The organism is Prolixibacter sp. NT017 (assembly GCF_009617875.1).
In the GTDB taxonomy this organism is placed as follows: Bacteria; Bacteroidota; Bacteroidia; order Bacteroidales; family Prolixibacteraceae; genus Prolixibacter.
The window spans coordinates 2,563,360-2,587,263 of sequence record NZ_BLAV01000001.1 but is presented as its reverse complement, the minus strand read 5'-3'; the positions used below and the strand labels follow the sequence as shown (position 1 = coordinate 2,587,263).

General features: G+C 45.3%; 20 protein-coding genes and 1 pseudogene. 6 read left to right on the top strand and 15 right to left on the bottom strand.

The window, feature by feature from the left end; translation table 11 throughout:
- The first annotated feature begins 8 nt into the window (after window positions 1-8).
- Both GJU87_RS10600 and GJU87_RS10595 read left to right on the top strand, forming a co-directional pair.
- On the top strand, window positions 9-1,415 hold the full coding sequence (locus GJU87_RS10600) for a cell wall metabolism sensor histidine kinase WalK (RefSeq protein ID WP_153639495.1): 1,407 nt from the start codon (window positions 9-11) through the stop codon (window positions 1,413-1,415).
- Between the two features lie 102 nt (window positions 1,416-1,517).
- Window positions 1,518-2,144: a rubrerythrin family protein gene (locus tag GJU87_RS10595; RefSeq protein WP_228491954.1), complete on the top strand. Its 627-nt coding sequence runs from the start codon at window positions 1,518-1,520 to the stop codon at window positions 2,142-2,144.
- An 87-nt stretch (window positions 2,145-2,231) separates the two neighbouring features.
- On the opposite strand, the gene GJU87_RS10590 is transcribed toward GJU87_RS10595, so the two are convergent.
- From GJU87_RS10590 to trxA, 8 genes and pseudogenes are all read right to left on the bottom strand, one after another.
- On the bottom strand, window positions 2,232-3,242 hold the full coding sequence (locus GJU87_RS10590) for a CAP domain-containing protein (RefSeq protein WP_153639494.1): 1,011 nt from the start codon (window positions 3,240-3,242) through the stop codon (window positions 2,232-2,234).
- Window positions 3,243-3,660: 418 nt separating this feature from the next.
- Window positions 3,661-3,846 (bottom strand): hypothetical protein, encoded by a 186-nt coding sequence (locus tag GJU87_RS10585; RefSeq protein WP_106542565.1) that lies wholly within the window; start codon window positions 3,844-3,846, stop codon window positions 3,661-3,663.
- A 79-nt stretch (window positions 3,847-3,925) separates the two neighbouring features.
- Window positions 3,926-4,798 (bottom strand): annotated as a pseudogene (locus GJU87_RS21825) (NAD(P)-dependent oxidoreductase); the annotation flags it as partial.
- 202 nt (window positions 4,799-5,000) lie between these two features.
- The gene (locus GJU87_RS10575) at window positions 5,001-6,671 is read right to left on the bottom strand and encodes a formate--tetrahydrofolate ligase (RefSeq protein ID WP_153639492.1); all 1,671 of its coding nucleotides are present in this window, start codon (window positions 6,669-6,671) and stop codon (window positions 5,001-5,003) included.
- A gap of 221 nt (window positions 6,672-6,892) precedes the next feature.
- Window positions 6,893-8,254 carry a TrpB-like pyridoxal phosphate-dependent enzyme gene (locus GJU87_RS10570; protein WP_153639491.1) on the bottom strand — a complete coding sequence of 454 codons (1,362 nt, stop codon included), beginning with the start codon at window positions 8,252-8,254 and terminating at the stop codon, window positions 6,893-6,895.
- 262 nt (window positions 8,255-8,516) lie between these two features.
- Complete coding sequence (locus GJU87_RS10565; RefSeq protein ID WP_153639490.1) at window positions 8,517-9,701, bottom strand: MalY/PatB family protein; 1,185 nt, start codon at window positions 9,699-9,701, stop codon at window positions 8,517-8,519.
- A gap of 62 nt (window positions 9,702-9,763) precedes the next feature.
- Window positions 9,764-10,189: an OsmC family protein gene (locus GJU87_RS10560; protein ID WP_153639489.1), complete on the bottom strand. Its 426-nt coding sequence runs from the start codon at window positions 10,187-10,189 to the stop codon at window positions 9,764-9,766.
- 17 nt (window positions 10,190-10,206) lie between these two features.
- On the bottom strand, window positions 10,207-10,575 hold the full coding sequence (trxA, locus tag GJU87_RS10555; protein WP_106542571.1) for a thioredoxin: 369 nt from the start codon (window positions 10,573-10,575) through the stop codon (window positions 10,207-10,209).
- A gap of 199 nt (window positions 10,576-10,774) precedes the next feature.
- Here trxA and GJU87_RS10550 point away from each other — a divergent pair, with 199 nt between their 5' ends.
- The gene (locus tag GJU87_RS10550) at window positions 10,775-11,194 is read left to right on the top strand and encodes a MarR family winged helix-turn-helix transcriptional regulator (protein WP_153639488.1); all 420 of its coding nucleotides are present in this window, start codon (window positions 10,775-10,777) and stop codon (window positions 11,192-11,194) included.
- Window positions 11,195-11,290: 96 nt separating this feature from the next.
- Here GJU87_RS10550 and GJU87_RS10545 read toward each other — a convergent pair whose 3' ends face one another.
- The 5 genes from GJU87_RS10545 to GJU87_RS10525 form a co-directional block, all read right to left on the bottom strand.
- Window positions 11,291-12,496 carry a TolC family protein gene (locus tag GJU87_RS10545; protein ID WP_153639487.1) on the bottom strand — a complete coding sequence of 402 codons (1,206 nt, stop codon included), beginning with the start codon at window positions 12,494-12,496 and terminating at the stop codon, window positions 11,291-11,293.
- Window positions 12,493-15,594 (bottom strand): efflux RND transporter permease subunit, encoded by a 3,102-nt coding sequence (locus GJU87_RS10540; RefSeq protein WP_153639486.1) that lies wholly within the window; start codon window positions 15,592-15,594, stop codon window positions 12,493-12,495. The genes GJU87_RS10545 and GJU87_RS10540 overlap by 4 nt, the downstream gene beginning before the upstream one ends.
- 18 nt (window positions 15,595-15,612) lie before the next feature.
- Window positions 15,613-17,124: an efflux RND transporter periplasmic adaptor subunit gene (locus tag GJU87_RS10535; protein WP_153639485.1), complete on the bottom strand. Its 1,512-nt coding sequence runs from the start codon at window positions 17,122-17,124 to the stop codon at window positions 15,613-15,615.
- Between the two features lie 117 nt (window positions 17,125-17,241).
- Window positions 17,242-17,643 (bottom strand): hypothetical protein, encoded by a 402-nt coding sequence (locus tag GJU87_RS10530; protein WP_153639484.1) that lies wholly within the window; start codon window positions 17,641-17,643, stop codon window positions 17,242-17,244.
- Window positions 17,644-17,713: 70 nt separating this feature from the next.
- On the bottom strand, window positions 17,714-18,388 hold the full coding sequence (locus GJU87_RS10525) for a YkgJ family cysteine cluster protein (RefSeq protein ID WP_153639483.1): 675 nt from the start codon (window positions 18,386-18,388) through the stop codon (window positions 17,714-17,716).
- A 493-nt stretch (window positions 18,389-18,881) separates the two neighbouring features.
- On the opposite strand from GJU87_RS10525, the gene GJU87_RS10520 reads away from it, so the two are divergent.
- Entirely contained in the window at window positions 18,882-19,826 is a 945-nt protein-coding gene (locus GJU87_RS10520; protein ID WP_153639482.1) for a hypothetical protein, read from the top strand.
- A gap of 319 nt (window positions 19,827-20,145) precedes the next feature.
- Window positions 20,146-20,961 (top strand): DUF4382 domain-containing protein, encoded by an 816-nt coding sequence (locus GJU87_RS10515; RefSeq protein ID WP_153639481.1) that lies wholly within the window; start codon window positions 20,146-20,148, stop codon window positions 20,959-20,961.
- Window positions 20,962-21,028: 67 nt separating this feature from the next.
- Here GJU87_RS10515 and GJU87_RS10510 read toward each other — a convergent pair whose 3' ends face one another.
- Window positions 21,029-22,558, bottom strand: coding sequence for a carbon-nitrogen hydrolase family protein (locus tag GJU87_RS10510; protein ID WP_153639480.1), 1,530 nt, complete (start codon window positions 22,556-22,558; stop codon window positions 21,029-21,031).
- Window positions 22,559-22,744: 186 nt separating this feature from the next.
- Complete coding sequence (locus GJU87_RS10505; protein WP_153639479.1) at window positions 22,745-23,176, bottom strand: hypothetical protein; 432 nt, start codon at window positions 23,174-23,176, stop codon at window positions 22,745-22,747.
- Between the two features lie 284 nt (window positions 23,177-23,460).
- Here GJU87_RS10505 and GJU87_RS10500 point away from each other — a divergent pair, with 284 nt between their 5' ends.
- Complete coding sequence (locus GJU87_RS10500) at window positions 23,461-23,850, top strand: hypothetical protein (protein ID WP_153639478.1); 390 nt, start codon at window positions 23,461-23,463, stop codon at window positions 23,848-23,850.
- Window positions 23,851-23,904: the final 54 nt, after the last annotated feature.

Genomic DNA, 23,904 nt, shown 5'->3' with positions numbered 1-23,904 from the left:
ACCTGCAAATGAGACTTAGCTTCAGCAACCGAATTGCTCTGTATTACATGGGCACCACTGCTATTTTGACGCTGGTGGTGTTTTTTTTCATTTACATGGTGGTGCATCAGAGTGTTTACCGGCATTTGGATAGCGAGTTGTCGGCTGAATCGGAGCAGTTAAACGAAGGTTTTGTTATTCTGGATGGTGAGATTGTCATGACAAATCCTTATGAATGGAATGAAAATGAGCATGAGCAGGTTGAGGTGAATCCGATCTTCATGCAAATAAGTGACATTCATGGCCAGATTATCAAACGTACTCCTAATTTATACGGTGATTCACTGAATGTTTACCTGAATCGTACCGCGAGCTTTTTCATCAATACTACCCTTTCCAGACAGCCGGTCAGGCAGTTACAGACACCGATTTTCAATTCATTGCATGAATTAAAAGGGTATATGGACATGGCCGTTCCGCTGGAAAGTACGATAGTTGTCTTACGGAATCTACGCAGGGTATTGATTCTGGCTTTTCCGGTTGTCCTTATTTTGCTGTTTTTCATTACCAGTTTGATTGCCCGTCGGAGTATTCATCCGGTATTCCGGCTAACCGAGACGGCCGAAAAAATCAGCAGGGAAAATCTGGGCGAACGAATTCCATTGCCTTTGCACGAAGACGAACTGTATACGCTTACGCAGACCATCAATCAGTTGCTGGAGCGCCTGGAAGATGCCGTGATTCGTGAAAAACAGTTTACATCAGATGCGTCCCATGAATTGCGAACTCCACTTTCGATTCTCAAGGGAACCCTGGAGGTAATGTTGCGGAAAAGCCGTGATCCTGAATATTATATCGAAAAAATCAGCAGTAGTTTATCCGAAGTGAACCGCATGTCGGATTTGGTCGATAAACTCCTGATGCTTGCTCGCTACGAAGGCGATGAAGCACCGGTTCATCTGTCGAGTGTCGATGTTCAAGACTTACTGGAAGGCGTTCTGGCCCGGTTCGAAACCCGGTTTGCTGAAAAGAACTTAAAGCTGGCGCTGGATTTTACTCCGGAAATTGTTTTACGGACCGATCGGTTTATGCTCGAACAGATTGTGGAGAATCTGATTACAAACGCAATTAAATATAGCCCGGCCAATTCTAAAATATCAATCTTCCTGAAGAAACAGGGAGATGCTGCTATTCTGGCGTTAGCCGATGAGGGGCCAGGTATTCCAAAACACGCGTTGGAAGGGATTTTCGACCGCTTTTATAGGGTCGATGAATCCCGGAATTCCTTTATCGAAGGCAATGGCCTTGGCCTGGCACTGGTAAGGCGTTTTTGTGGGTTGTTACATATTAAGCCTGAAGTAAAAAGTGAACCCGGAAAAGGAACCGAGTTTATTTTGTTTTTTCCGGAAGAAAATATGACAGAAACGGATGTTTGAGTCTGATTTAAGTTGTTCTTAAGTTTCTCTTTAGACGCCTTTTAAGGTTGGTGTATTAGATTTGTTCTCATAATTAATAAAGAACAAAAACAAACATTAACCATGATGAAAAAAACATTTTCTTCCTTGTTGCTGGCATTTGTTTTAATGCTGGGAATTTCACCTGTTTTTGCTGCAGGAAGTACACAAACCGTCAAAGATTTACAAGACGCTTTCACCGGAGAGAGCACGGCGCATGCCAAATACGCAGCCTTTGCCAAAAAAGCAAAAGAAGAAGGCTATCCTAAAATTGCTTTGTTATTCGAAGCTGCTTCGAGAGCAGAAAAAGTTCATGCCGGAAATCATCAGGCAGCACTAAAGCAGTTGGGTGCCGAAGTTCCGAATGTAAATCCTGAGTTTGATGTGAAAGGTACGCGTGAAAATCTGAAGAATGCCATCGAAGGAGAATCGTACGAAGTGGCGACGATGTATCCCAACTTCTTGAAAGATGCTTCGAACGAAAAGGTGAATATTGCGCTGATGTCTTTCAATTATGCCTTCCAAACGGAAAAGAAGCACAAAGAGATGTATGAAAATGCGCTTGCCTCACTGGATAACAACCAGGTGAAGAGTATGCCGTCGCTATACCAGGTTTGTCTGGTGTGCGGTAATACCTATGCCGGTGAAGGCCCTGCTCGTTGCGGCATTTGTATGACACCAAACGAACGTTTTGTTACGCTGAAACTCTAAATATAGAACGACCTTTTTATCCAGTGTTACTGAAACAATAGGTTGATTAATTGAGAGAAAGGCTTTCCTGGTAAGGAAGGTCTTTTTTTATTGAACCCTGATGACAATTCCAGAGCCCTGAATCTTACCACGGTTACTGGCTCTTCTTCCGTTTTCGTAAGGTTCTTTGCTCAGGTAAATTTGAATGTAGTACAGCCCTTTTTTGTTGAAGCGTTTCCGCAAAGTGATATAGCCGTCGCGGTTGGCGGATGGAATCTGCCAGGGCCACAGCTGAAAGGCAATATCCCTGGAGAAATCGTTGTAGCTATTCAGCCGGTTAATTTGGTCGCGTGTCATTGGCTTTAGCGGCGGCTCGTAGTAACCGATGATGGCATACGGGTAGAGCTTTTTATCCAGCAACCGGAATTTTATCGTTGCCGTTTCTCCTTTTTTAATAGTTTGCCGGAAAGGATGAAACTGCAAATAACGGTCGATAAATTCTTCATAGTACCGGAAGCCATGCTCACACCAGGCTGTTCCAATTCCAACGTAGTTATGGAATGGCCCAATGACCGTTTGTTTGTGGCCATCGTTGGGAGCTTTTTCTTTCATAAAACCCGAATGAGCATTTTCCATTAGCTTGACGATGTCGTCGAATTCGGGTGAAATCCTTCCAGTTGTAATAAGAGCGGAAGCATTTTCCGATACATGGTCGGTTCCGCTAGCAAAAGCGTATCGGTGGTAGGGTTTTTCGCCTTCAAGGTTCCAGTGCCCGAAAAAGCCTTTGTCACACGATTCACGACTCATCTGATTGGCAACCCGGCTGGCCAGAATATCGAGCTTTAACGGCTGAACATGATATTTTTCCCGGCTTTCATTGATTCGGTGCAGCAGGATAATTTTGGACAAAAGCATCAAATCATCATCCCGGTAGGCGCTTAACCTGTGTTCTTTGTTATTCAGGATTTGGTAGTAGGCAAATTCCTCGCGGGAAATGTGATATGCTGCCAACCTCTGGTTAATACCGGCTTGGTAGCTTATCACGTTTTGCGATGACGCTTTCTTTTGAAAAAGAGTGAGCGAAATAAAAAGTAAAACAACGAGTGGAATGATTTTCATGCCTGTTAACTATATAGCTGGTAACGATACAACAAATATCAGACTTTTTGAATTAAGAGATATTTATCTTCAGCGAACAAAAAAAAGGGGACGGATGCTGTAGACATCGCCCCTTTTTCGCTCTCGGGTTCCTCGGGGAGGAAGGGATTGGTTGGGTCGAAAAAAAATGGTTTTGAAAAGTCAACCAAGCCTTGCTCAACTAACTAAATCTATCATTCTAAACCTGACTGCTCTGATTTGATCAATATTTTTATTGATAAATATCAGATAATCTATTAGTTGCGCGTCTTAAGGTTTGTTTTATAAAAAACGACGATGTTGTGAAATTGGTATGTGAGAGGGTAAAAAAAATGAAAGTTTTTTATGTAGAAAATCAATATGTTAACCTTGGTAGAGGTGGGTGAGGATTACCTCGTATTTATTCTTTTGTTTTTGGACTTAATAGAACGATAAAAATACCGATAACCGGCGTAAGCAAAATACACCAGAAAACGGAACGCCCATAACCAATGGTCCGGTTCTTTCCGATGTATTCTGCAATAAAATGGGTGAGAATAATGTAGACTACACCAAATACGATCGATATGACAATTCCGGCATTCATATTAAGCTATATGAAGTAATACAATTTACCGGCTCCTCTTATAGTCTCGTCTCTTCGATCTAATTTATGGCAAATTCACCTATTTTGCTCTTTTTTCAAGTGATTTTATCAGGGCTGAAAAGTCATCCCGGGCAAATCCTTCGGCTTTCGCCGATGCATAAATTTCTGCCGCAACCGAAGCCATAAACTGCGGAATGCCGTTGTCATAAGCCGTTACTCCCAGCAAGTGCAGGTCTTTTTGCATCCATTCCAACGGGAATTCTACCGAATAGTCGTTTGCTTTAATTTTGTCCGCTTTTGCCTTGATAAAAGGTGCAGTCACTGGAAGTGCAGGTAAGAATTCGAGGAGAAAGTCACGGGAGAATCCCATCTTCTCGCCCAAAACAACCGATTCAGCAAAAACAGCCATGGCCTGTGCTAACTGTGAATTAACGAGCATTTTCAGTGAGATTCCCATGCCTGTATCGCCAGCGTGAACAGTTTTCTTTCCCATGATATCGAACAACGACTGTACCTCCTGCATGTCGTGGGCAGCTCCACCAATCAGGAATACCAGTTCACCTTTTTCAGCCGGTATTTTACTTCCGGCTACCGGCGCATCCATAAAACGTACATTTTGACTTCTGGCTTTCGACGCTGCATCGCGGGAGAAGCCCGGGTCAACAGTGGTACAATCCACCCAAAGTGCATTTTGTTTCATGTGTTTTACGAAGCCAGAATCACCCAACGCGACGTCGTTAACTACACCGGGAGTTGAGAGCATTGAAATAACTACATCGGCATCTTTCACAGCGTCGGCTGCTGATTGCGCTACCGTGGCACCTAATTTACCCAGTTCGTCGGCAGCAGAGTGCGTCCGGTTGTAAACGGTTACGTCCAGATTTTCTTTTACCAGATTTTTAGCCATCCGGCTTCCCATGATTCCCAATCCGATAAATGCGATTTTCATAACAGAATATTTTTGAGTGTAACTAAATCAATTTGTCTTTCATTATTTAATAACTGAACAGGAAGGCAAAGGTTTGTTGGTCGGGTTTAAAAATTTATAATTTAAATTATTGAAAAACATCGACTTAAATTATAATTCGACGTTAATAAAACAAAATTCCCCCATAACAAACTGTTACAGGGGAACTTGATTTGATTCCGACTATTTAGAATAAGCCGGTAATATTTCCCTCGTTATCGATATCGATATTTTCAGCGGCAGGTTTTGCCGGTAAACCGGGCATCCGCATAATGTTACCCGTAATGGGAATAACAAAACCAGCGCCTGAAGCAATCTCGATATTGCGTACGGTTACCACGAAATCCTTCGGACGGCCCAGCAAAGCCGGGTTATCAGAGAGCGATTTTTGTGTTTTGGCGATACAAACCGGCAATTTATCCAGTCCGAGCTTTTCAATTTTTTTCAAATCCTTTTTTGCTTGAGTAGAAAAATCGATGGCTTCGGCTCCGTAAATGCGCTTGGCGACGGTTTCGATCTTTTTCGGGACGTCCCATTCCCAATCGTACAACGGTGTTATCTGGTTGTCGCATCGTTCGCATGTTCCGGCAACAATATCGGCCAGCTCCAGTGCACCTTCTCCGCCTTTTGCCCAAACGTCGATGGGGGAGACTTCCACGCCCATTGACTTGCATTTCTCCACAATCAGATTGATCTCAGCATCGGTATCCGAAGTGAAGCGGTTAATGGCAACAATAGGACAAGCCCTGAATTGCAACATATTTTCGATGTGTTTTTCAAGGTTGGCAACCCCCTTTTGCAACGCTTCCAGATTTTCCTCTTTCAGTGAATCCAGTGGAGCACCGCCGTGATATTTTAGTGCACGTACGGTGGCAACCAAAACAACAGCCGATGGTTGCAAATTGCCATAACGGCATTTGATATCGATGAATTTTTCGGCACCTAAATCGAATCCGAAACCAGCTTCAGTCACGACATAGTCCGATAATGATAGTCCCATGCGGGTGGCAATGATGGAGTTGGTTCCCTGCGCAATATTGGCAAACGGTCCGCCGTGGATAATGGCCGGCGTGCCTTCGATGGTTTGTACCAGGTTGGGTTTTATGGCATCCTTTAGCAGTGCCGTCATGGCTCCCTGCGCTTTTAGGTCGCGGGCGTAGATAGGTTCACCGCTATAGGTAAATCCGACGAAGATATTACCCAAACGTTTTTTCAAATCTTCAAAATCATCCGCCAGACACAAAATGGCCATAATTTCGGAGGCTGCGGTGATATCGAAGCCGGTTTCCCTGGGAACTCCGGAAGTGGTGCCACCCAAACCCAGAACCAATTGTCGCAATGCCCGATCGTTCATGTCCATCACACGCTTCCATTCGACAGTACGTGGATCGATACCCAGCGAATATTGCTTGTTTTGCAGATTGTTGTCGATTAACGCAGCCAGCAGATTGTGCGCTTTTTCAATCGCCGAAAAATCGCCGGTGAAGTGCAGGTTAATGTCTTCCATCGGCAACACCTGTGACCAGCCTCCTCCCGTGGCTCCACCTTTGATACCGAAAACCGGTCCAAGAGACGGTTCACGCAAGACCACCGTTGTTTGGTAATTGCGGCGGTTCATTGCCTGCGAAAGACCGATGGAAACAGTGGTCTTTCCTTCTCCGGCAGGCGTTGGAGAGATGGCTGAAACCAAAATCAATTTGTGCTGCTTTACCTTTTCTTTGTCAATAAACTGAAGTGGAATTTTAGCTTTGTACTTCCCGTACAATTCCAAATCGTCAAATCCGATGCCCAGTTTTTCAGCAATCTTTGTGATGGGCTTCATGCTCACGGAATGTGCAATTTCAATGTCGGTCTTCATCTGAATTTCGTTCGTTTATGGTTTTGCCGGAAACGCCGGTTCCTTAAGTTTACTTCAATGGTTATGGTAAGGTTTGGGCATAGTACGAACTTAGCGAAAGAATCAGACCGAGACAATGTCATCTGTCAGCAATTTTCCTGATAAGAGAAGTCGAAAGGAATTTTAGATAGAATGGAGAACAAAAAAAGAGAGGTAAAATAACTACCTCTCTTTTTTCATATTTATGGTTTGGGATAATCTTTCAGGAGATCAACCGTTTTCGCAATTTCTTCATCGGGTAATTCATAATCGGTGAGCTGTCCCTGCAGAAACTTGTCGTAGCCAACCAAATCCATCAATCCGTGTCCGGAGAAGTTGAAGACGATGGTTTTCTCTTTGCCTTCTTCTTTCGCTTTCAACGCTTCACGAATGGTAGCTGCTATGGCGTGATTTGTTTCCGGAGCGGGAATGATTCCTTCCGTTTTAGCGAAGAGGACACCGGCGTTGTAACACTCGTTCTGATGCAATGAGACCGGACTTACCAGGCCAGCTTCTACTGCTGCGCTAACCAGCGGAGCCATTCCGTGGTAACGAAGTCCACCAGCATGGATAGGAGCGGGAATGAAAGTATGCCCGAGACTGTGCATCGGAAGGAGTGGCGTCATCCTGGCAATATCTCCGTGATCATACAGGAACGGAGCCTTCGTCAGTGTCGGGCACGAAGAAGGTTCAGCTCCAATAATTTCAATGTCCTCGCCATTAATTTTATCGTTTACAAACGGGAAGGAAAGGCCGGCGAAGTTACTTCCACCACCACAGCAACCGATTACCACATCCGGCTTTTTGATGCCGACTTTGGCCAGCTGCTTTTTGGTTTCCAAACCGATGATTGTCTGATGCAGCATCACGTGGTTCAGCACCGAACCCAGCGAATAACGGGTTTCACCGGTTGGATCGGTCACTGCTGCTTCGATGGCCTCGGAAATGGCAATACCCAAACTTCCGGGCGTATCCGGATCTGCCTCGAGGACGGCGCGACCGGCCGCTGTTTCCATGCTTGGACTGGGAATACATTTTCCGCCCCAGGTATTCATCATCATCTGCCGGAAAGGTTTTTGCTCGAAACTTACCCGGACCATGAACACTTTGCACTCGAGACCGAGTTGCGCACAGGCAAACGATAAGGCGCTTCCCCATTGCCCGGCGCCGGTTTCGGTGGTAATGCGTTTGATACCAAACTCTTTATTGTAATAGGCCTGAGCAATGGCAGTGTTGGGTTTGTGGCTTCCAGCCGGAGACACACTCTCGTTTTTGTAGTAGATTTTGGCCGGAGTTCCCAACGCTTTTTCCAAAGCATAAGCCCTGACTAAGGGACTGGGACGCCAAATGGAAAGTAACTCCAGAACCTTTTCAGGAATGTCAATCCAGCGCTGGGTACTCACCTCCTGCTCAATAATGTTCATCGGGAATACAGGCGCCAGCATTTCGGGTGAGACCGGTTTCCCATCAGGGCCGAGGGGAGGACGCATCTTCAAATCTGCGGCCAGGTTATACCATTGTCGTGGCATTTCCGATTCGTCGAGAAAGATTTTTTTTTGCAGCATATTAAATGGTTTAGAGGTAATTGTGTTGAGAGAAGCAAGAGGACTTTTCATCAACAACTTTAAAGGTACAACTTGACAAGAATTTTCGCATCATAAAACTACTGTAATATGTCGAAAATGTATTTTATCAAAAGTAAGAAAAATTGTGAAAAGTAAAAATCAGGGAATGAGGGGAGAAGAGCTATGCTGCAAAAATTTCTGATCGGGGCAGGAGGCAGGTAAAAAAAGTCGCATCAACGATGAACTGTGATGCGACTTGAGTTTATTTTACTTCGAGGGAGTTGAATGCGTGTTGTATTTTATCCAATGCGTGTAGAAACAATTGTCTGGGGATGCCGATATTCATTCGTTGGTAATATTCTCCGCCCGGTCCGAAAGCTTTGCCGGGAGAAAGTCCAAGACCAGCCTCGCAGATGAGGCGCTCGCGAACATCTTCCGGCGGAAGCCTGGTTTGCGAGAAATCGAGCCAAACCAGGAAAGAAGCTTCGGCTTCCATGGGAATGATTTCCGGAAGTTTTTCTTTAAAGAAAGCATGAACGATGCGATGGTTTTCTTCGAGGTAGGAGAGCAACTCTTTTCGCCATGCTTCGCCGTGTTGGTAAGCTGCCCGCGCAGCCTCGTAAGCCATAATATTGCCCCGGAAAAGATGCAACGCATGCATCCGGTGATTCAACTTTTCACGAATTTCCTGGTTGGGAACGATAGCAGTAGCAGCCGATAATCCAGCGATATTGAAGGTTTTTGTGGGTGAAATGAGTGTAATGCTGTTCATCGCTGCTTCTTCTGAAACTGTACCAAATGGGACATGTTGATACTCATTCAGTACCAGATCGGCGTGAATTTCGTCTGAAATGACTAACACATTGTTTTCTGCAGCGATGGAAGCCAGCTCCTTCAATTCGTCTTTCGACCATACACGACCACCCGGATTGTGTGGATTCGACAGAATGAATACTTTGATGTTCTCCTCTTTCATTTTTACCCGCATGTCATCCAAATCCATCCGGAACTTTCCATTCTGTAGTTTCAGGTTACTGAAAACAACCTGTCTGTCGAGTTTTTTGGGAACATCGAAAAAAGGCGCGTAAACCGGCGCATGAATCAAAATATTATCGTCCGGCTGAGTGAATATTTCCAATGCCAATCCAATGGTAGGAACAACGCCGGGAACAAAGCTCATCCACTCACGATCGATTTCCCAGTTGTGATGCGAGTCCTGCCATTCCCGGATGGTTTCAAAATAATCATCTCCCGGTAGGGTATAGCCGAAAACGCCATGATTGGAACGTTGATGCAATGCTTCGATAACCGGTTTGGGACTGCGAAACTCCATATCGGCAACCCAAAGCGGCATCACATCTTCGCGCCCGAAAAGCGCTTTGCGCCGGATGTACTTGATGGCGCCGGTTCCGGAGCGATCTACAATTTGGTCGAAGTTAGTTGTCATGGTAAGGGTTTAAATAAAAAACCCCGGACCATACGGACCGGGGCGTGATTTTTCTGCAACAGTTATTTACTTTTCGGATTCACCTCGATAGATGATGTAATAGGAAGCGCTTTCCGGTAAATAGCGGAAACACCGCAATACCGATCCTGTGAAAGATTTACCGCTTTTTCAAGCTTTTCCATGGGTAAATCTTCGCCCCAGAACTGATAAGTGATGTGCATACTGGTATAAACCTTCGGATGCTCTTCGCCCAGTTCGCCTGATACTTTTACATCGAAATTATCGGGGGTAACCCGCATTTTCTTCAAAATGGAAATAACATCCATGGCGGTACAGCCAGCCAGGGCAGTCAGCATGAACGGTTTCGGACGAGGGCCACGGTCTTTGCCGCCCACTTTTTCGTCCGCGTCCAGCATGATTTTGTGCCCGTTGACTTCGGCTTCGAAAGCCATGTCTTCTTTCCAGGAAATTCCTACTTCATGCTTCATAAAATAGTGCTGCTTTTTTAGTTTGCCTGAACTTTAAGTACATCGCTGATAGCCTGGACGAAGGTGTCTTTAGGAAGTGCACCCATGGCCATCTGAGGTTGACCTTCAACCGGGATGAACAGCAATGAAGGAATGCTCTGAATACCGAACATCGCAGCCAGTTCGCGCTGGTCTTCCGTGTCTATTTTATAAATTTTCAGTTTTTCTTCGCCGTACTCTTCCTGGAGTTCTTCCAGAATTGGAGCTACCATTTTACAAGGATTACACCAGTCAGCGTAGAAGTCGATAATTGCAGGTACGTTACCTTCGAATTTCCAATCCTTGTTATTTTCGAAATCGAATACTTTTGATTTAAAAGTGTCTTTCGTCAAAAACTCTAATGCCATGTTGTTTCTTTTTTGTGGTTCTTAAATATCGTTTATTAAATATTGCCAATAGCAAAAGTTTCGATGCAAAAATAATTAGTGATTTTGAAAAAACAAACTTTTCCAAGAAAAAAATTGCTAATGGCAAAAAATGTGCTTGTAAATATTTGCTTTATTTGTATTTTTGTATCCGGAAAAGAATCGAAAAAATTGATATACAATGGAGAATGGGAACGGAATCATGTTTATGATCTATGAATTGAGGCGCAAATGTGCTTCGGTCGATCAGCGTTTAATGGACGATTTAGAACTTTCGCAATCGGAGTTATTGTTCTTTTCAGCGTTGGATAACTGCGAGAAAATCAGTAGTCCGGAGTTGGCGAAGAACATGGATCTTTCACCATCGCGCGTCAGTAGGGTCGTGGACAAACTGGTGAACAATGGTTTTCTGATCCGGGAAATCGACCCGAATGATCGAAGAGCCATCACGTTAAACCTGACCGAAAAAGGAAAGAGCGTGAAGGAACAGATTGATACGGGACGGCAGGAGTGCGAAGCGCAGTTGATGGAAATTATGCCGGACACCGATATGAAGAAATTCAGCGAACTGGTCACGAAGATCGTAACTACTTTAAAATAGAAAATTCCCCGCAGGCATGATGACCTGGGGGAATTCAACTATTTATCATTGATGTCGCATCGATTCTCTATTTCTCTCCACGCGATTCTTTTTCGGTCATAGCTGGTACCGCATTAAAACCGCCAGCGCACGATAATAATCATGCTCGGCGCTCAGAAAATTCTCGTAAGCACCGATATAATAGTTCATCTCGGTGACGTAATTGATGATTGAGATTTGCCCCAACTGAAGCGATTTGTTCAGGAGTTGCATGCTCGACATTTCTTCGAGTCCTTTCCGGTAATTCTCCACTGAACTTTGTAGTGATTCCACCTGACTGTAAGCACGTTCCAACTCAAATGCTGCTTGTTTTACTTTTCCGGCGTATTGAACGGCAGCCCATTCCTGTTGTGCTTTGGCTCGTTTCACATTGTTCTTGTTCGACCATAGAGGAATGGAAATCCCCACTTTCGGGCCACCGTATTTTTCCCCCGGAACTGTTTCCGATTCATATCCGACCATGAGTTTGGGCAATCCTTTTGCGCCGGCTAGTTTACGAGCTTCTTCGGCGATGTTTTTTCCGGCTTTCGCCGAAAGAAGATCGGGTTGTGAACGGATGATGTCACTGAACAATGAGTCTTTTCCCGGCAGGATTTCTTCCCGGTAGGAAAACTGACTTAATGCCGGCAACGAATCGCCACACAACCAGGTGAGTTTTTCAACCAATTGTCGCTCGTTTGCCTTGATGAGCGTTAGCTGATTTTCCAGTTCAATGCGCTGAATACGGGCTTTGTTTACTTCCAGAATTGTCGCTTCGCCTCGTTCCATTTTTCGGTTGAGCGATTCATGGAGTTTCACCGTGTTTTGCACGCGATCGGTTAAATAACGGTCGCGCTTTCGCTGATATACCAGTTCGTAGTAGGTGAGCTGGGTTTCGAGCAGCAATTGTTGCCGGAAATCGCGGTAATCCCACTCCGCCTTTTCCGATTGATTGTCTGCCAGCTTATTCCGGTAATGGTACACTGAAGGAAAATCGAGACTTTGGGTTGCTGAAAAGACTTTTTTGTTACCCAATGCATCCGTATTGCCGGGCATGAAACCAAATTCCACTTCCGGATCGGAAGGAGTCAGACCTGTGCGGTACTCCCATTGTTTTGCATCTTTCAGCTTCCGGCCGGCGTTCAGGTTTGGATTAGCCTTTTCAGCTGCCTGGAGAAGCTGCTGAAGCTCGTTTTGTGCCATTGCCGGACATGAAACCAGAATCATCGTAAAAAGGAGCAGGATTCTCATTGCTCTTAGCTTATTCGTTCTTTCTGTTCTCATTGTTTTTCCTCCTCTTTTAATTCTTTCCGGTTTAACCGGAAGTAGACCACCGGTATCACAAATACGTTCAGCAAGGTGGAAGTAAGCAGACCACCCAAAATGACAATGGCCATGGGGCTTTGGATTTCGTTGCCCGGAAGCTCGCCGTTCACTGCTAAAGGAATTAGTGCCAAAGCGGCTGTCAGAGCGGTCATCAGAATCGGATTCAAACGGTCAGCCGATCCTCGAATGATACGTTGATAGAGTCCTACATCTTCGTTTTTCAGTGCCTGATAACGGGAAACCAGCAGAATACCGTTTCGGGTAGCGATACCAAACAACGTAATGAATCCGATGATAGCCGGAATGCTCATTACGCCTGACGTGAACGCAACAGCCATAACGCCGCCGATGAGCGCCAGCGGCAGATTGAGCAGAATAACGCTGGTCACTTTCATATCTTTGAATTCCTGGTAAAGCAGCAGGTAGATAACCAGCAGCGCAAACAGCGACGCCAGCAGCAGCTTACGTTGCGCGTCGGCTGCACTTTCAAACTGACCGCCATATTCTACGCGGTAGCCTTCCGGAAGAACAACTTCCTGTTCCACTTTATCGCGAATGTCTTTCACGACAGAATTCAGGTCGCGCCCGGCCACGTTGCATGAAACGACCAGTTTACGCTGTACATTCATCCGGTTAATGGTATTCGGGCCTGACTCGGAACGGATATCGGCCACGTAATACAATGGTACTTTGCGTCCATCGCCGGTGTCGATAAGTGCATTCTTAATGGCTTCGATGTTCCCCCGGTGTTCATCGTCGAAACGGATGACCAAATCAAATGAACGTTCTTTTTCAAACACGTCGCCCATTTTTTCTCCGGCGAAAGCCACGTCTACAAACTGGTTGAACTGTTTCATCGGGATGCCGTAACGAGCGAGTATTTCCCTTTTGGGACGAATCCGGATTTGCGGAATCTCAATCTGCTGTTCCACGAAGGGATCAGCTACACCGTCAATTCCCGTCATCAGCGACTTGATGCGTTCTCCCAAATCGTGCATTTCCGGAAGGCTGGTTCCGTAAACGCTGATAGCGATATCGGCCCGGGAACCGGAAAGCATGTGGTTAATGCGGTGGCTAATGGGCTGTCCGACCTCGATGGAGACGCCGGGAAGGGTGTTCAATTTTTGCCGGACTTCCGTCAGAAAAGCATTGCGCGAGCGTTTTTCCAGATGAAAAGGTGCATCGATTTCTGAGACATTGGCACCAAAGGCGTGTTCAGCTAATTCGGCCCGTCCGGTTCGTCGTTCCGTAACCTGAATCTCAGGAACGGAAAGCAGCAACTTTTCTGCTTCTCGTCCGATTTTATCTGATTCGGCCAATGATATTCCCGGCATCGAAGCCACGTTGATGGTTAGTGTTCCTTCGTTGAAAGGAGGCAGGAAACTTCCACCAAATTGCGATAGGAAAATCAACGCGACAATGAAAAGTGTGACCGAAAGACCGATGGTGAGATTTTGGGCCCGCATTACCTGGACCAGAGCCTTTCGGTACCATTCAACCGTTTTGGTCTCGAGCCAGCTTCCTTTGCTGTGTTTTTTCAGTCGTCTCCGGTTTACCAGTAACAAACTGGAAAGAACCGGCGTAACCGTAATGGCCACGACCAGCGACGAAAACAGCGAAATAATATACGCGACACCCAATGGTCGCAGCATGCGACCTTCCATCCCGCTAAGGAAAAAAAGCGGAATAAACGCGACCATAATGATGAGGGTGGCATTCATAATAGAAGCCCGGATTTCGACCGATGCTTCGTAGATTACCTTCAGCGATCTGCACCGTTTCTTTTTCGGCAGCCGGATATTCTCCCGCAAACGTTTATACACGTTCTCCACATCAATGATGGCATCGTCGACCAGCGAACCGATAGCGATGGTCATTCCTCCCAGTACCATGGTGTTGATGGTGTAGCCCATCAGTTTCATTACGATGACCGACATCAACAGCGAAAGCGGAATGGCTGCTAGTGAGATGAGCGTTGTTCGATAGTTCATCAGGAAGAGAGCCAGGATGATGGCCACAAAGATGGCACCTTCCATTAGCGCACGCTCCACGTTGCTAACCGATGTGTCGATAAAGGTTCGTTGCGAGAAGACATCGGTGTGGATTTTGACATCGGGTGGCAATGTTTTCGTAATAGCCGCCAGTTCGGCGTCGATGTTGTCGCTTAACTCGCGGGTGTTGACATTTGGTTGCTTTGAAACCGTCAAGACAACTGCTTTTTTTCCCTGGTAAGAACCGTCGCCAATTTTGGGCGCTGCACCGATGCGCAATTCCGCCACATCCGAAAGCTTGACCGGGAAGCCGATTGCTACCCGAATAACCGTATTGCCCAATTGGTTTACCTCGTTGGTACGGCCGATTCCCCGAACAATGTAGTTGTTTCCGTATTCTTCGATGAAGCCACCGGGCACGTTATCGTTGTAACCGTTCAGCAGTTCAATTAACTCGTCGAAACGGATGCCATAATAGCGTAGCTTTTTCGGGTTAACCAGAATTTGGTATTCTTTGTATTCACCGCCAATCGTGGTTACCTGGGCGACTCCACCAACGGAAAGAATTCGCGGGCGCACCTGCCAGTCGGCAAGTGTGCGCAACTCCATAGGAGATGTTGAATCGGCCGTCATAGTAAAAACCATGATTTCGCCCATGAGCGAAGATTGCGGGGCGAGTGTTGGGCTTCCCACGCCTTTGGGGAGTCGATCGCGGATGGTCATCAGTTTTTCGGCAACTACCTGTCGGGCATTGTAAACGTCCATGCCCCAGTCGAACTCGGCCCAGACAATGGAAAAGCCCATGGCCGACGACGAACGTACCCGTCGCAATCCGGTCGCTCCGTTAATAGCTGTTTCGATGGGGAAGGAGACCAGCTGTTCCACTTCTTCGGGCGCCATCCCGTGTGCTTCGGTCATTACGACAACGGTCGGCGCATTCAGGTCGGGAAAGACATCTACCTCCATCTGTCTAACGGAATAATATCCGACGAGCATCAGCAGTAGCGCTCCGACAATGATAAGCAGCCGGTTGTGCAATGAGAATTGTATGATCTTATTTAGCATGTAAATGAATTCAGGAGGTTAGTGATTGTGATTATGTGCCGGGGCAGTTCCGCTCATGGAAGCTAGTTTAACACGGTAAGCACCTTTGGCTACCACTCGTTCACCGGCTTCCAGTCCGGATAAAACTTCGAGGCGTTCGCCGTCGTTTCGTCCGGGAGTGATGTACCGTTTCAGGTATTCTTCGCCATTCTTTTGCACAAAAACATAGAAGTTTCCTTGTTCTTCCATCAATGAAGAGAGAGGAATGGCCAGTGCATTTTGGAAGGAACCGGCTTTCAGGTAAACTTCCACGTACGAACCAGGAATCAGGTTTTCGGTGTTGATGACCTCGAAATAGACCGGGGTGAAGAAGGTTTTGTCGAGCGTCGATTTCCCGAAGGTAATCTTCCTACCATCCAGATTATCGACAGAATGTATCCGCTGATCATATGGCGTGATGAAATTGGCGGAAAAGACACTTGGCAGACGGGCATAATCCTTTTGGGGTACATCAGCCCTAAGCGTTAGTTTCCGGTTTTGTGTGATAACCATCAATGCTTGTCCTGCTTGCACAAACTGACCTTCGGACACCAAACACTCTTTGATGAAACCGTTTTGCGGTGCAACAATCCGCTCTCCCTGTGTGGTATGAAAGCGGCTGATATTTTCGTAAACGGCTTTTGCACTTCTGAATTCTGCTTCCGCTGAGCGAAATTCGGTTTGGGTAATCAACCGGTCTTCTATCAGCTGTTTGGAGCGTTGGTAATTTTGGCTGGCTTTGTCGTAGGCCGCTTTGGCTTTCAGGTAATCCTGATTCAGGTTGCCGTCCAGTAATGATGCAGATAATGTCATCAATTCCTCATTCTTCTTTACCGGTTCACCGGAAAGAAGTTGTGTGCCACCCAGAAGAACGGTTCCGCGGTGCTTGGCTGTTACAACAATTTCGTCGCCTTGCGCTGGCATTATCTCACCGGAAGTTTTGATGATTTCGAAGAACGGTTCTTCCTTCACCGGTGCAACGGAAAAATCAATTTTCCAGGCTTCCTCCTTCAGGAATGCAATGGCTTTGGCATTCTCATGGTGTTCCTGCTGACTTTCGTGAAATGCATCGTGGTTCTCGTAGACATTGATGTCATTCAGCGGGAATAAAACAGGAACTCCTTTGTCGGTCAGTTCCATTTTGAGGTCGATTGAGCCGGTGTTTTTCGGTGAAAAGGCCAAATGGAAAATGCCCGGAACTTCTGGCTGATTCGCTGAGGCAACCAATTTGTTATTGTGCAGAAGTTTCAGACTTCCCTGTTGCAGCGGTTTGTATTCCGGCAAGCGGGTAACATGCACCAGCAGCTCGGCTTTCTCGTTTTCGATAAAAGGAGTCGACTCGAAGAAGAGTTCGTAACGGTTGTTACGGTCGTAAATCGTGTACGTCTGTTTTTCAATAGTTGCGTGCTCGTCGTGGTTTTCTTCTGCTTCTTGATTATGGGCGCTATGACAAGCCGTCGTCATTCCCCCGGCAATCGATAGAGCCAGAAGGAGCAATCGGAATTTCTTCATGATAAAAATGTAAGTGAAATGAATATCGCATTAATGAATATTTCCCGGAGAACTGGCAGAAAAAGGCATAGCTATACCGTTAACCGGAAAACTCAGGTTCGGTCGGGAAATGGGTATTTAAGCGCAATATTCGGGAGGTCCCCTTACGGTTGATACCTTAACCGGAGGATCGTGGTAAACCGGAAGAATAGCAATTGGATAGTCTGTTTCTCTCGGCTCGTCAGAGATGATTTTATATTCCGGGAAGAGCGTAATGAACTGTGGATTGAAATGAAGGAAAACGGCTGTAAAGAGCCAGTTATGGTGATTGTGTTGTGTGCACTCACCATGTTCGTTATTTGCTTCGTGATGATGAGGAGCGGGAATACGGAAAATCTGAGGTGTATCCTTATGCTCCATATAGCAGATATGTTCCGGTTCGCCGGAGCCAACGGGTTCCGCGTGCCAGATGCCGTCGTGGTAAATAAAGACGGCGGCTAAAATAATGAGCCATAATCTGCTATGTAATGAAACTTTCATTGCGAAAGCAAAAATAGCAGATTATGTCAATTCCGCAAATAGCAGAGAATGTGCTGCGAAGCAGTTATAGCTAAACCGCTGGTCGAAAGCCGTCGGGGCTTAGCACCGGAGGTGCAAAATCATCAGTTGGATTTAATTGAATCAATTTCGTCTCGTCTTCCTGGTCCAGGTAAGCAAAATAAGAGTATAATTTCTCTACCGCCATGCGAATTGCTTGATTGATAGGCATGGGTTTTCCTGCCAATTCCGGATCGATCGCCCAAAGTTGCATGCTGTAATCACGGAAAATCGGGAGATTATCCATCTCATTGGATGATAGTTGAGCTGCGCGCTGTACATTATCAGGAAAATTGGTTTTCATGGTTTTGCAGGTGACTAATTCGGGAATTCCTGTCCGGTTTAACCGGAATCCAAATCCAAACATCCGGCAGATGAGACCTCTGTAAGGGTAGGCTGTGCATCCCCAGTTTCCGTTTTGCTGTGCTTCCGTATCCAGCAAGACACAAAGTTCATCACCTTTCAAACTGTCCAGTTTTTCCAGGAATGCATCTATTTGCCTGGTGCGATGAAGGTAAGCTGCTAATGGATAGAATTCGAGTGGGGTAGCTTCGATGCTTCTGTTGCGGCAGCAAAGGCTGCAATGCTCCATGCACTTCAGACCCGTTTGGTCTGATATTTTAGAGAGATGTTCATCAAGTCCTTTGAAGACCATCTCAACGGCTTCAATTTTGTCTTCGGGTTTCATTGGGCAACCAGTGTTACCTCAAATAATAATCACTTTGTTCATTTTGACTTTCCTGCGCGAGCCGGTTGGCTCCAGGTGGCAGCAATTTTACAAAATAGAACGATTGGTTGTATCAATTGTCTTAAAAAAAATATTCTGGTCCTAAGTTCTTTAATGCCAAGATGATTTTGTCGTAATCCAGAAGATCTAACATAAAATTCCATTAACATATAAAATAATATAGAGGTATGTACGTTTCTATATTATGATCAGGATACCCAAATACAGATGAAGGAGATTGAAAGGTAAATTAAGCAATTTGGTTTTCATTTCGATAGCCTTGAAAATAACCATTCACAAAGAAGAAAAGGAGCAACCAACGGTATGATCCGTTGTATCGGTGGTTGAGAAAGAAACAATAGCGTGGAATTGAATTATTTGTCGAAGCGGAGTATTTCAGGAGCTAATGACGCTGGCTTAATATGGGCTGGTGGGAAAACTTAAAAACTACATTATGAGGAAATTGCTTAATTTATTTTTGGGAGTGACTGTTCTTTTGGGGATGGCAAGCTGTAACAAAACTGACAGCAATGCCACGGATGCACTTCCGCAAGGAGATAACACAGTACTCTCTATTCAGGGAGTAACCTCCACAGCACAGGTGAAAAGTGCCTCAGTTGCGGCACCAACTATTTCAATCTCTATTACAGGGAAAGACAGCAGTTTGATTGGTACGGCCACATTGACCCAGGCCAAAATAGCTGTTAAGGAAATTCAGTTTAACATGCCTGACAGTGAGATCGACAATGAAGCAGAGATGGAGCAGGAGAAAGAAATTGAATTTAATGGGCCTTACGTTGTCGATTTAATCACAGATTCCATTACCCCGCAATTGAAACCGGTTGCCCTTCTTCCGGGAACATATACCGGTATCAAGCTAAAGCTTGACAAGGTTGAAGGTGATGAGACCAATGAAGATGATGGTTCGGCTTTGGCGACCGAAAAAGATTCCATTTTCCAACATTCCATTTACCTGGAGGGTACCTATACCGGAACAATTCAGCAGGTTCAGTATCAGGATATTCCTTTCACTGTAAAGTATGATATGGACAAGGAGATCAATTTCAATACCGCTGGAACCAAAGGTTTCAAAGTGGCTTTGGATTCGGTGAATAACATTATTGTGGCCTTTAACCTGGATGATTGGTTTAATTTCGCTAACCGGGAAACCAATCCGGATCAGGTTGATTTTAGTGATTTAACCGTACAGACAGACGCAAACGGAAATCCGTACATTTTGATTGAAAAAACCGAGCAGCAGAGCGACGTTAATGCTGCTGTACAGGAAGTGATTGAACACAACCTGGAAATGTCGACCCGCTACGGAAAAGACGAAGATCATGATGGTCGTCTTGGAAACAAAGAAGATGACGATACGGCAAATGATAACGGGGAATAATTAATATTTCATAGATTTTAGTCCCTGAAATACGCTCAAATCCAATTAGGGCTAACCGGCTAAAGGTTGGCCCTTTTTAACATTAATTAGAGATTAAGCACTTTAAACTTTTATATTTTTATGCTGTTTTAAAGAATAAAGGGACCTAAAGACAATAGCATTCTTTAATGAAGATCTTCTTAAGTGAATTTTTGTTGAGATTTTAAGCTGGTGAGATGCAGTTCACCCCACCGTTCTGCATTGTTTTAGATTTAGTAACCCCATCGGAAATATCAAATGATGGTTTCCGGTGCAAATAAAGATCAAAAACTAAGGAAAGATGAGAAAAATTAAATTTTTAGTGGCCATCGCTCTGATGGTCGGAGTAGCTGCATGTAATAACGATAGCAACAATTCGACACCCGGAGAGGCGACGGTGAAAGTTCATATGACCGATGCGCCTGCCGATTTCTCTGAGGTGAATGTGGATGTTCAGGCCATCACTCTGATGCCTGCCGATTCAACGGAAGGAACATCCGAAATTGATTTGGGTGCACACGCCGGTGTGTACAATTTGCTGGAGTTGACAAATGGTCTGGATACGTTGCTTGCCAATAAAAATATTCCGGCCGGAAAATACAGTCAGATTCGTGTAAAACTTGGAACGGACAACACGCTGGTGATGAACGGGAACACCTATTCAATGAAAGTTCCCAGTGGTTCGTCGAGTGGTTTGAAGTTGCAACTGAACGCTGACTTTGTTGGTGGTGTCACCTACGATATCTTGATGGATTTTGATGCTGCGCGGTCGATTGTAGCGCTTGGAAACGGTGGTTTCAACCTGAAACCGGTTATCCGGGTAAGTACTGAAGCTACTTCAGGCAGCATTAAAGGAATGGTGAACCCTGCCAATACCGAAGGTGTGGTTTATGCCATTTCTCCGAGCATGGATACGCTGTCTACATACGTTGATACTGTATCCGGTAGCTTCATGTTGCGCGGTGTTCCGGCAGATGTGTACACCGTTGAGGTTGATCCGGCTACCGATTCTGGTTTCAGTAAGCAATCAGTAGACAATGTAAAAGTTGTTGAGGGAACACAGACTGACGTTGGTACAATTGATTTGACCACACAGTCATCTGGCACTGCACAATAAAGCACGAAAATTTGTACCTGATATAAAGAGAGGGAGCAGTCAAACAGGCTGCTCCTTTTTTATGGCCTTAATCGTCGGTAAGATTTAATCCGTACAAGTCGGTGCGACGGTCTTTTAGGTTGCGAACGGCTCCAAAATAGTGCAACTCTTTTAGCAGGTCTAGATCCACATCGGCAACCAGAATCATTTCCGTATTGGGTGTTGCTTCCGCTTTTATTCCCGTGGTCGGGAAGGGGAAGTCACAGGGCGTGAATACCACCGACTGGGCAAACTGAATGTCCATATTCGAAACCTTCGGCAGATTACCCACACTTCCGGCAATAGCCACATAACACTCATTTTCGATGGCGCGCGCCCTGGCACAGTAACGAACCCGTGAATAGCCATTTTGTGTGTCCGTCAGGAACGGAACAAACAGGATGTCCATTCCCTGTTGTGCCAGCAGGCGGGGAAGTTCCGGAAATTCGACGTCATAGCAAATTAAAATGCCAATACGGCCGGCATCGGTATCGAAAACTTTAACCTGGTTACCCCCGGCCAGCCCCCAGAATTTTATTTCATCAGGCGTGACGTGAATCTTTTCATACCTTTCATAAGTACCGTCCCTGCGGCAGAGGTGCCCGATATTGAGCAATCGGTCATCTTCGTTGATGTAAGGCATGCTTCCGGTAACAATATTGACGTTGTAAGCCATGGCTAACTGAAGGAAGCGGTCGCGTATTTCATCGGTGTACTGGGCTAGTTCCCTGATGGCTTTCGACTCGACCAAATCGTTGTATTTCGCCATTAAGGGCGCATTGAAGAATTCCGGGAAGAGGGCGAAGTCGCTTTTGTAACCCGAAACCGCATCGACGAAGAATTCCACCTGTTCGAATAGTTCATCCAGTGTCCGGTACGAGCGCATTTGCCACTGCACCAAACCCAGTCTGACCACCGATTTGGTAGCAGAAAGCTTGGGGGATTTTTTTTCGTAGTAAATATTATCCCATTGCAGCAAAACTGCATATTCTTTCGATTCCCGGTCGCCCGGAAGATACCCCTTCAGTACTTTCTTTACGTGAAAATCATTCGCTAACTGGAACGTAAGTGTTGGATCATATAGTTCCTTGAACTTTACTTTCTGGATGAATTCTTTGGGCGTCATTTCCGTTGCGTGCTTATGATAGTTGGGAATACGTCCGCCAAAAACAATGGCCTCCAGGTTCAGGTTTTCGCACAATTCCTTCCGGGCATCGTAAAGTCTGCGGCCCAGGCGCATTCCTCTGAACTCAGGACGGATGAACACGTCGATACCGTACAGAACATTTCCTTTCCGCGTATGCGTATTAAAGCTGTACTTTCCTGTGATTTCCTCGTACGTATGGTTATCGCCAAAGTGCGAATATTGCACAATGATGGAAAGAGCACATCCGACTACTACATCGTCGACGACAATAGCCAGTTGTCCTTCCGGAAAGATTTGCAGCAGTTTTTGAAAATGATTCTCTTTCCAGTAGGCACCGGGCCAGTTGGGATAAGCATCAATCATCGATTTTTTCAGTTCTTCGTAATCATCGCTATTCAGCGTCCTCAATTCAATTGTATTGATTGTGCTCATAAGTTGTAATTGTTGAGTTTTCAAGTTATATACGAAAGTGGGATGACTCACGGCAAGGTTGGGAAAGGTGTTGTCGGCCGTCTGTTTTCATCCGGAAGAGAAATGAATTCTCAATATTATGTAACAATAATATGGAGGTGAAGTTCATTGTCAGCCTCTTGCTGTGTAGTAAATTAGCTTCGGAAATTAGTTCTGTTCGGAATGGTTGTAGTTGGGAAAGCGGTTTTGATGACGCCTTCTGTGGTAGATGTACCATTTGATGAAACTGAAGACAAGCAGAAAAAGGGAAAGAACTCCGAGAACAATAATTCCCTTAAAGGGAATGGGAAGATGCCCGAAAATCAGCCATAAACTCAGTATAACACCAGCACTGAAATTAATGGCAAGCGAACCTCGAAAACCGAGTCCCGGAGAAGCTTCTTTTTGCTTCCTTCTTGCTTCGATTATTAACGATATGCAGATACCGAGGAGAACAGCGCCCAGTAAATTCGGATAAAATCGGGAGTACGCCCCAGGAATTCCTGTAAACTCCCAGACTTCGGGACTAAATAGCAACAGAGCAATTCCAAGCAATCCGTCGATTACAGCATCAACGATTAAGAAAGCACGCATACGCATGGTGACAGCACTTTAGGTTTTGATTGAGTATTCAACTGGCAACTCCGGAGAAATAAGTTACGAATTTTCTTGCGATATGTTATGGTCGATTGTTTTGCTTGGTCTATTCTGAGAAAGCCGGATAGGCCGTTAACACTTTTAATATTTTTTATCGTTGTGTTTAAATGGCAGACAGATAGCGATTTAGGTGAAATTATATAAGGTGGAAACGGTACTTTAAACATTTTATAACATTTATCTGTTTTTGTTTTCTGAGTGGAATCCATAGATTTGTTCCATCTAATATGATTCGAAAAACCGGACATATCCTTACAGCCCTGATACTTTTAGCTTCTACCATTGGGGTCACGATCAACAAACACTATTCGAATGGTCAGTTGTTTGATGTGTCCATTTATGCTGCTGCGCAATCATGCTGTTCTCCGGGACACCATATGGACGGTTGCCACGATACGCACGATCATTACCAGGTCGTTAATGATTTTCTGGCATCGAATTTCGATAATAATTTTCAGGCTCCGGTAATGGATTTTATCGCTCCGGTAATGGTTGTTCCCGATTTCGAGCTTCCAGTTATTGCCGAAGTTAATACTCCCTTTTATACTCACCGATACAGGCTCCCTGCGTACGATGCAGGGGATAGGTGTGCCCTTATGCAAGTATTTCTCTGTTGATTTATTGTGTTGAAAAACAATAAAGTATGTTTATTTTTGGTTTTGTCAGTAGCC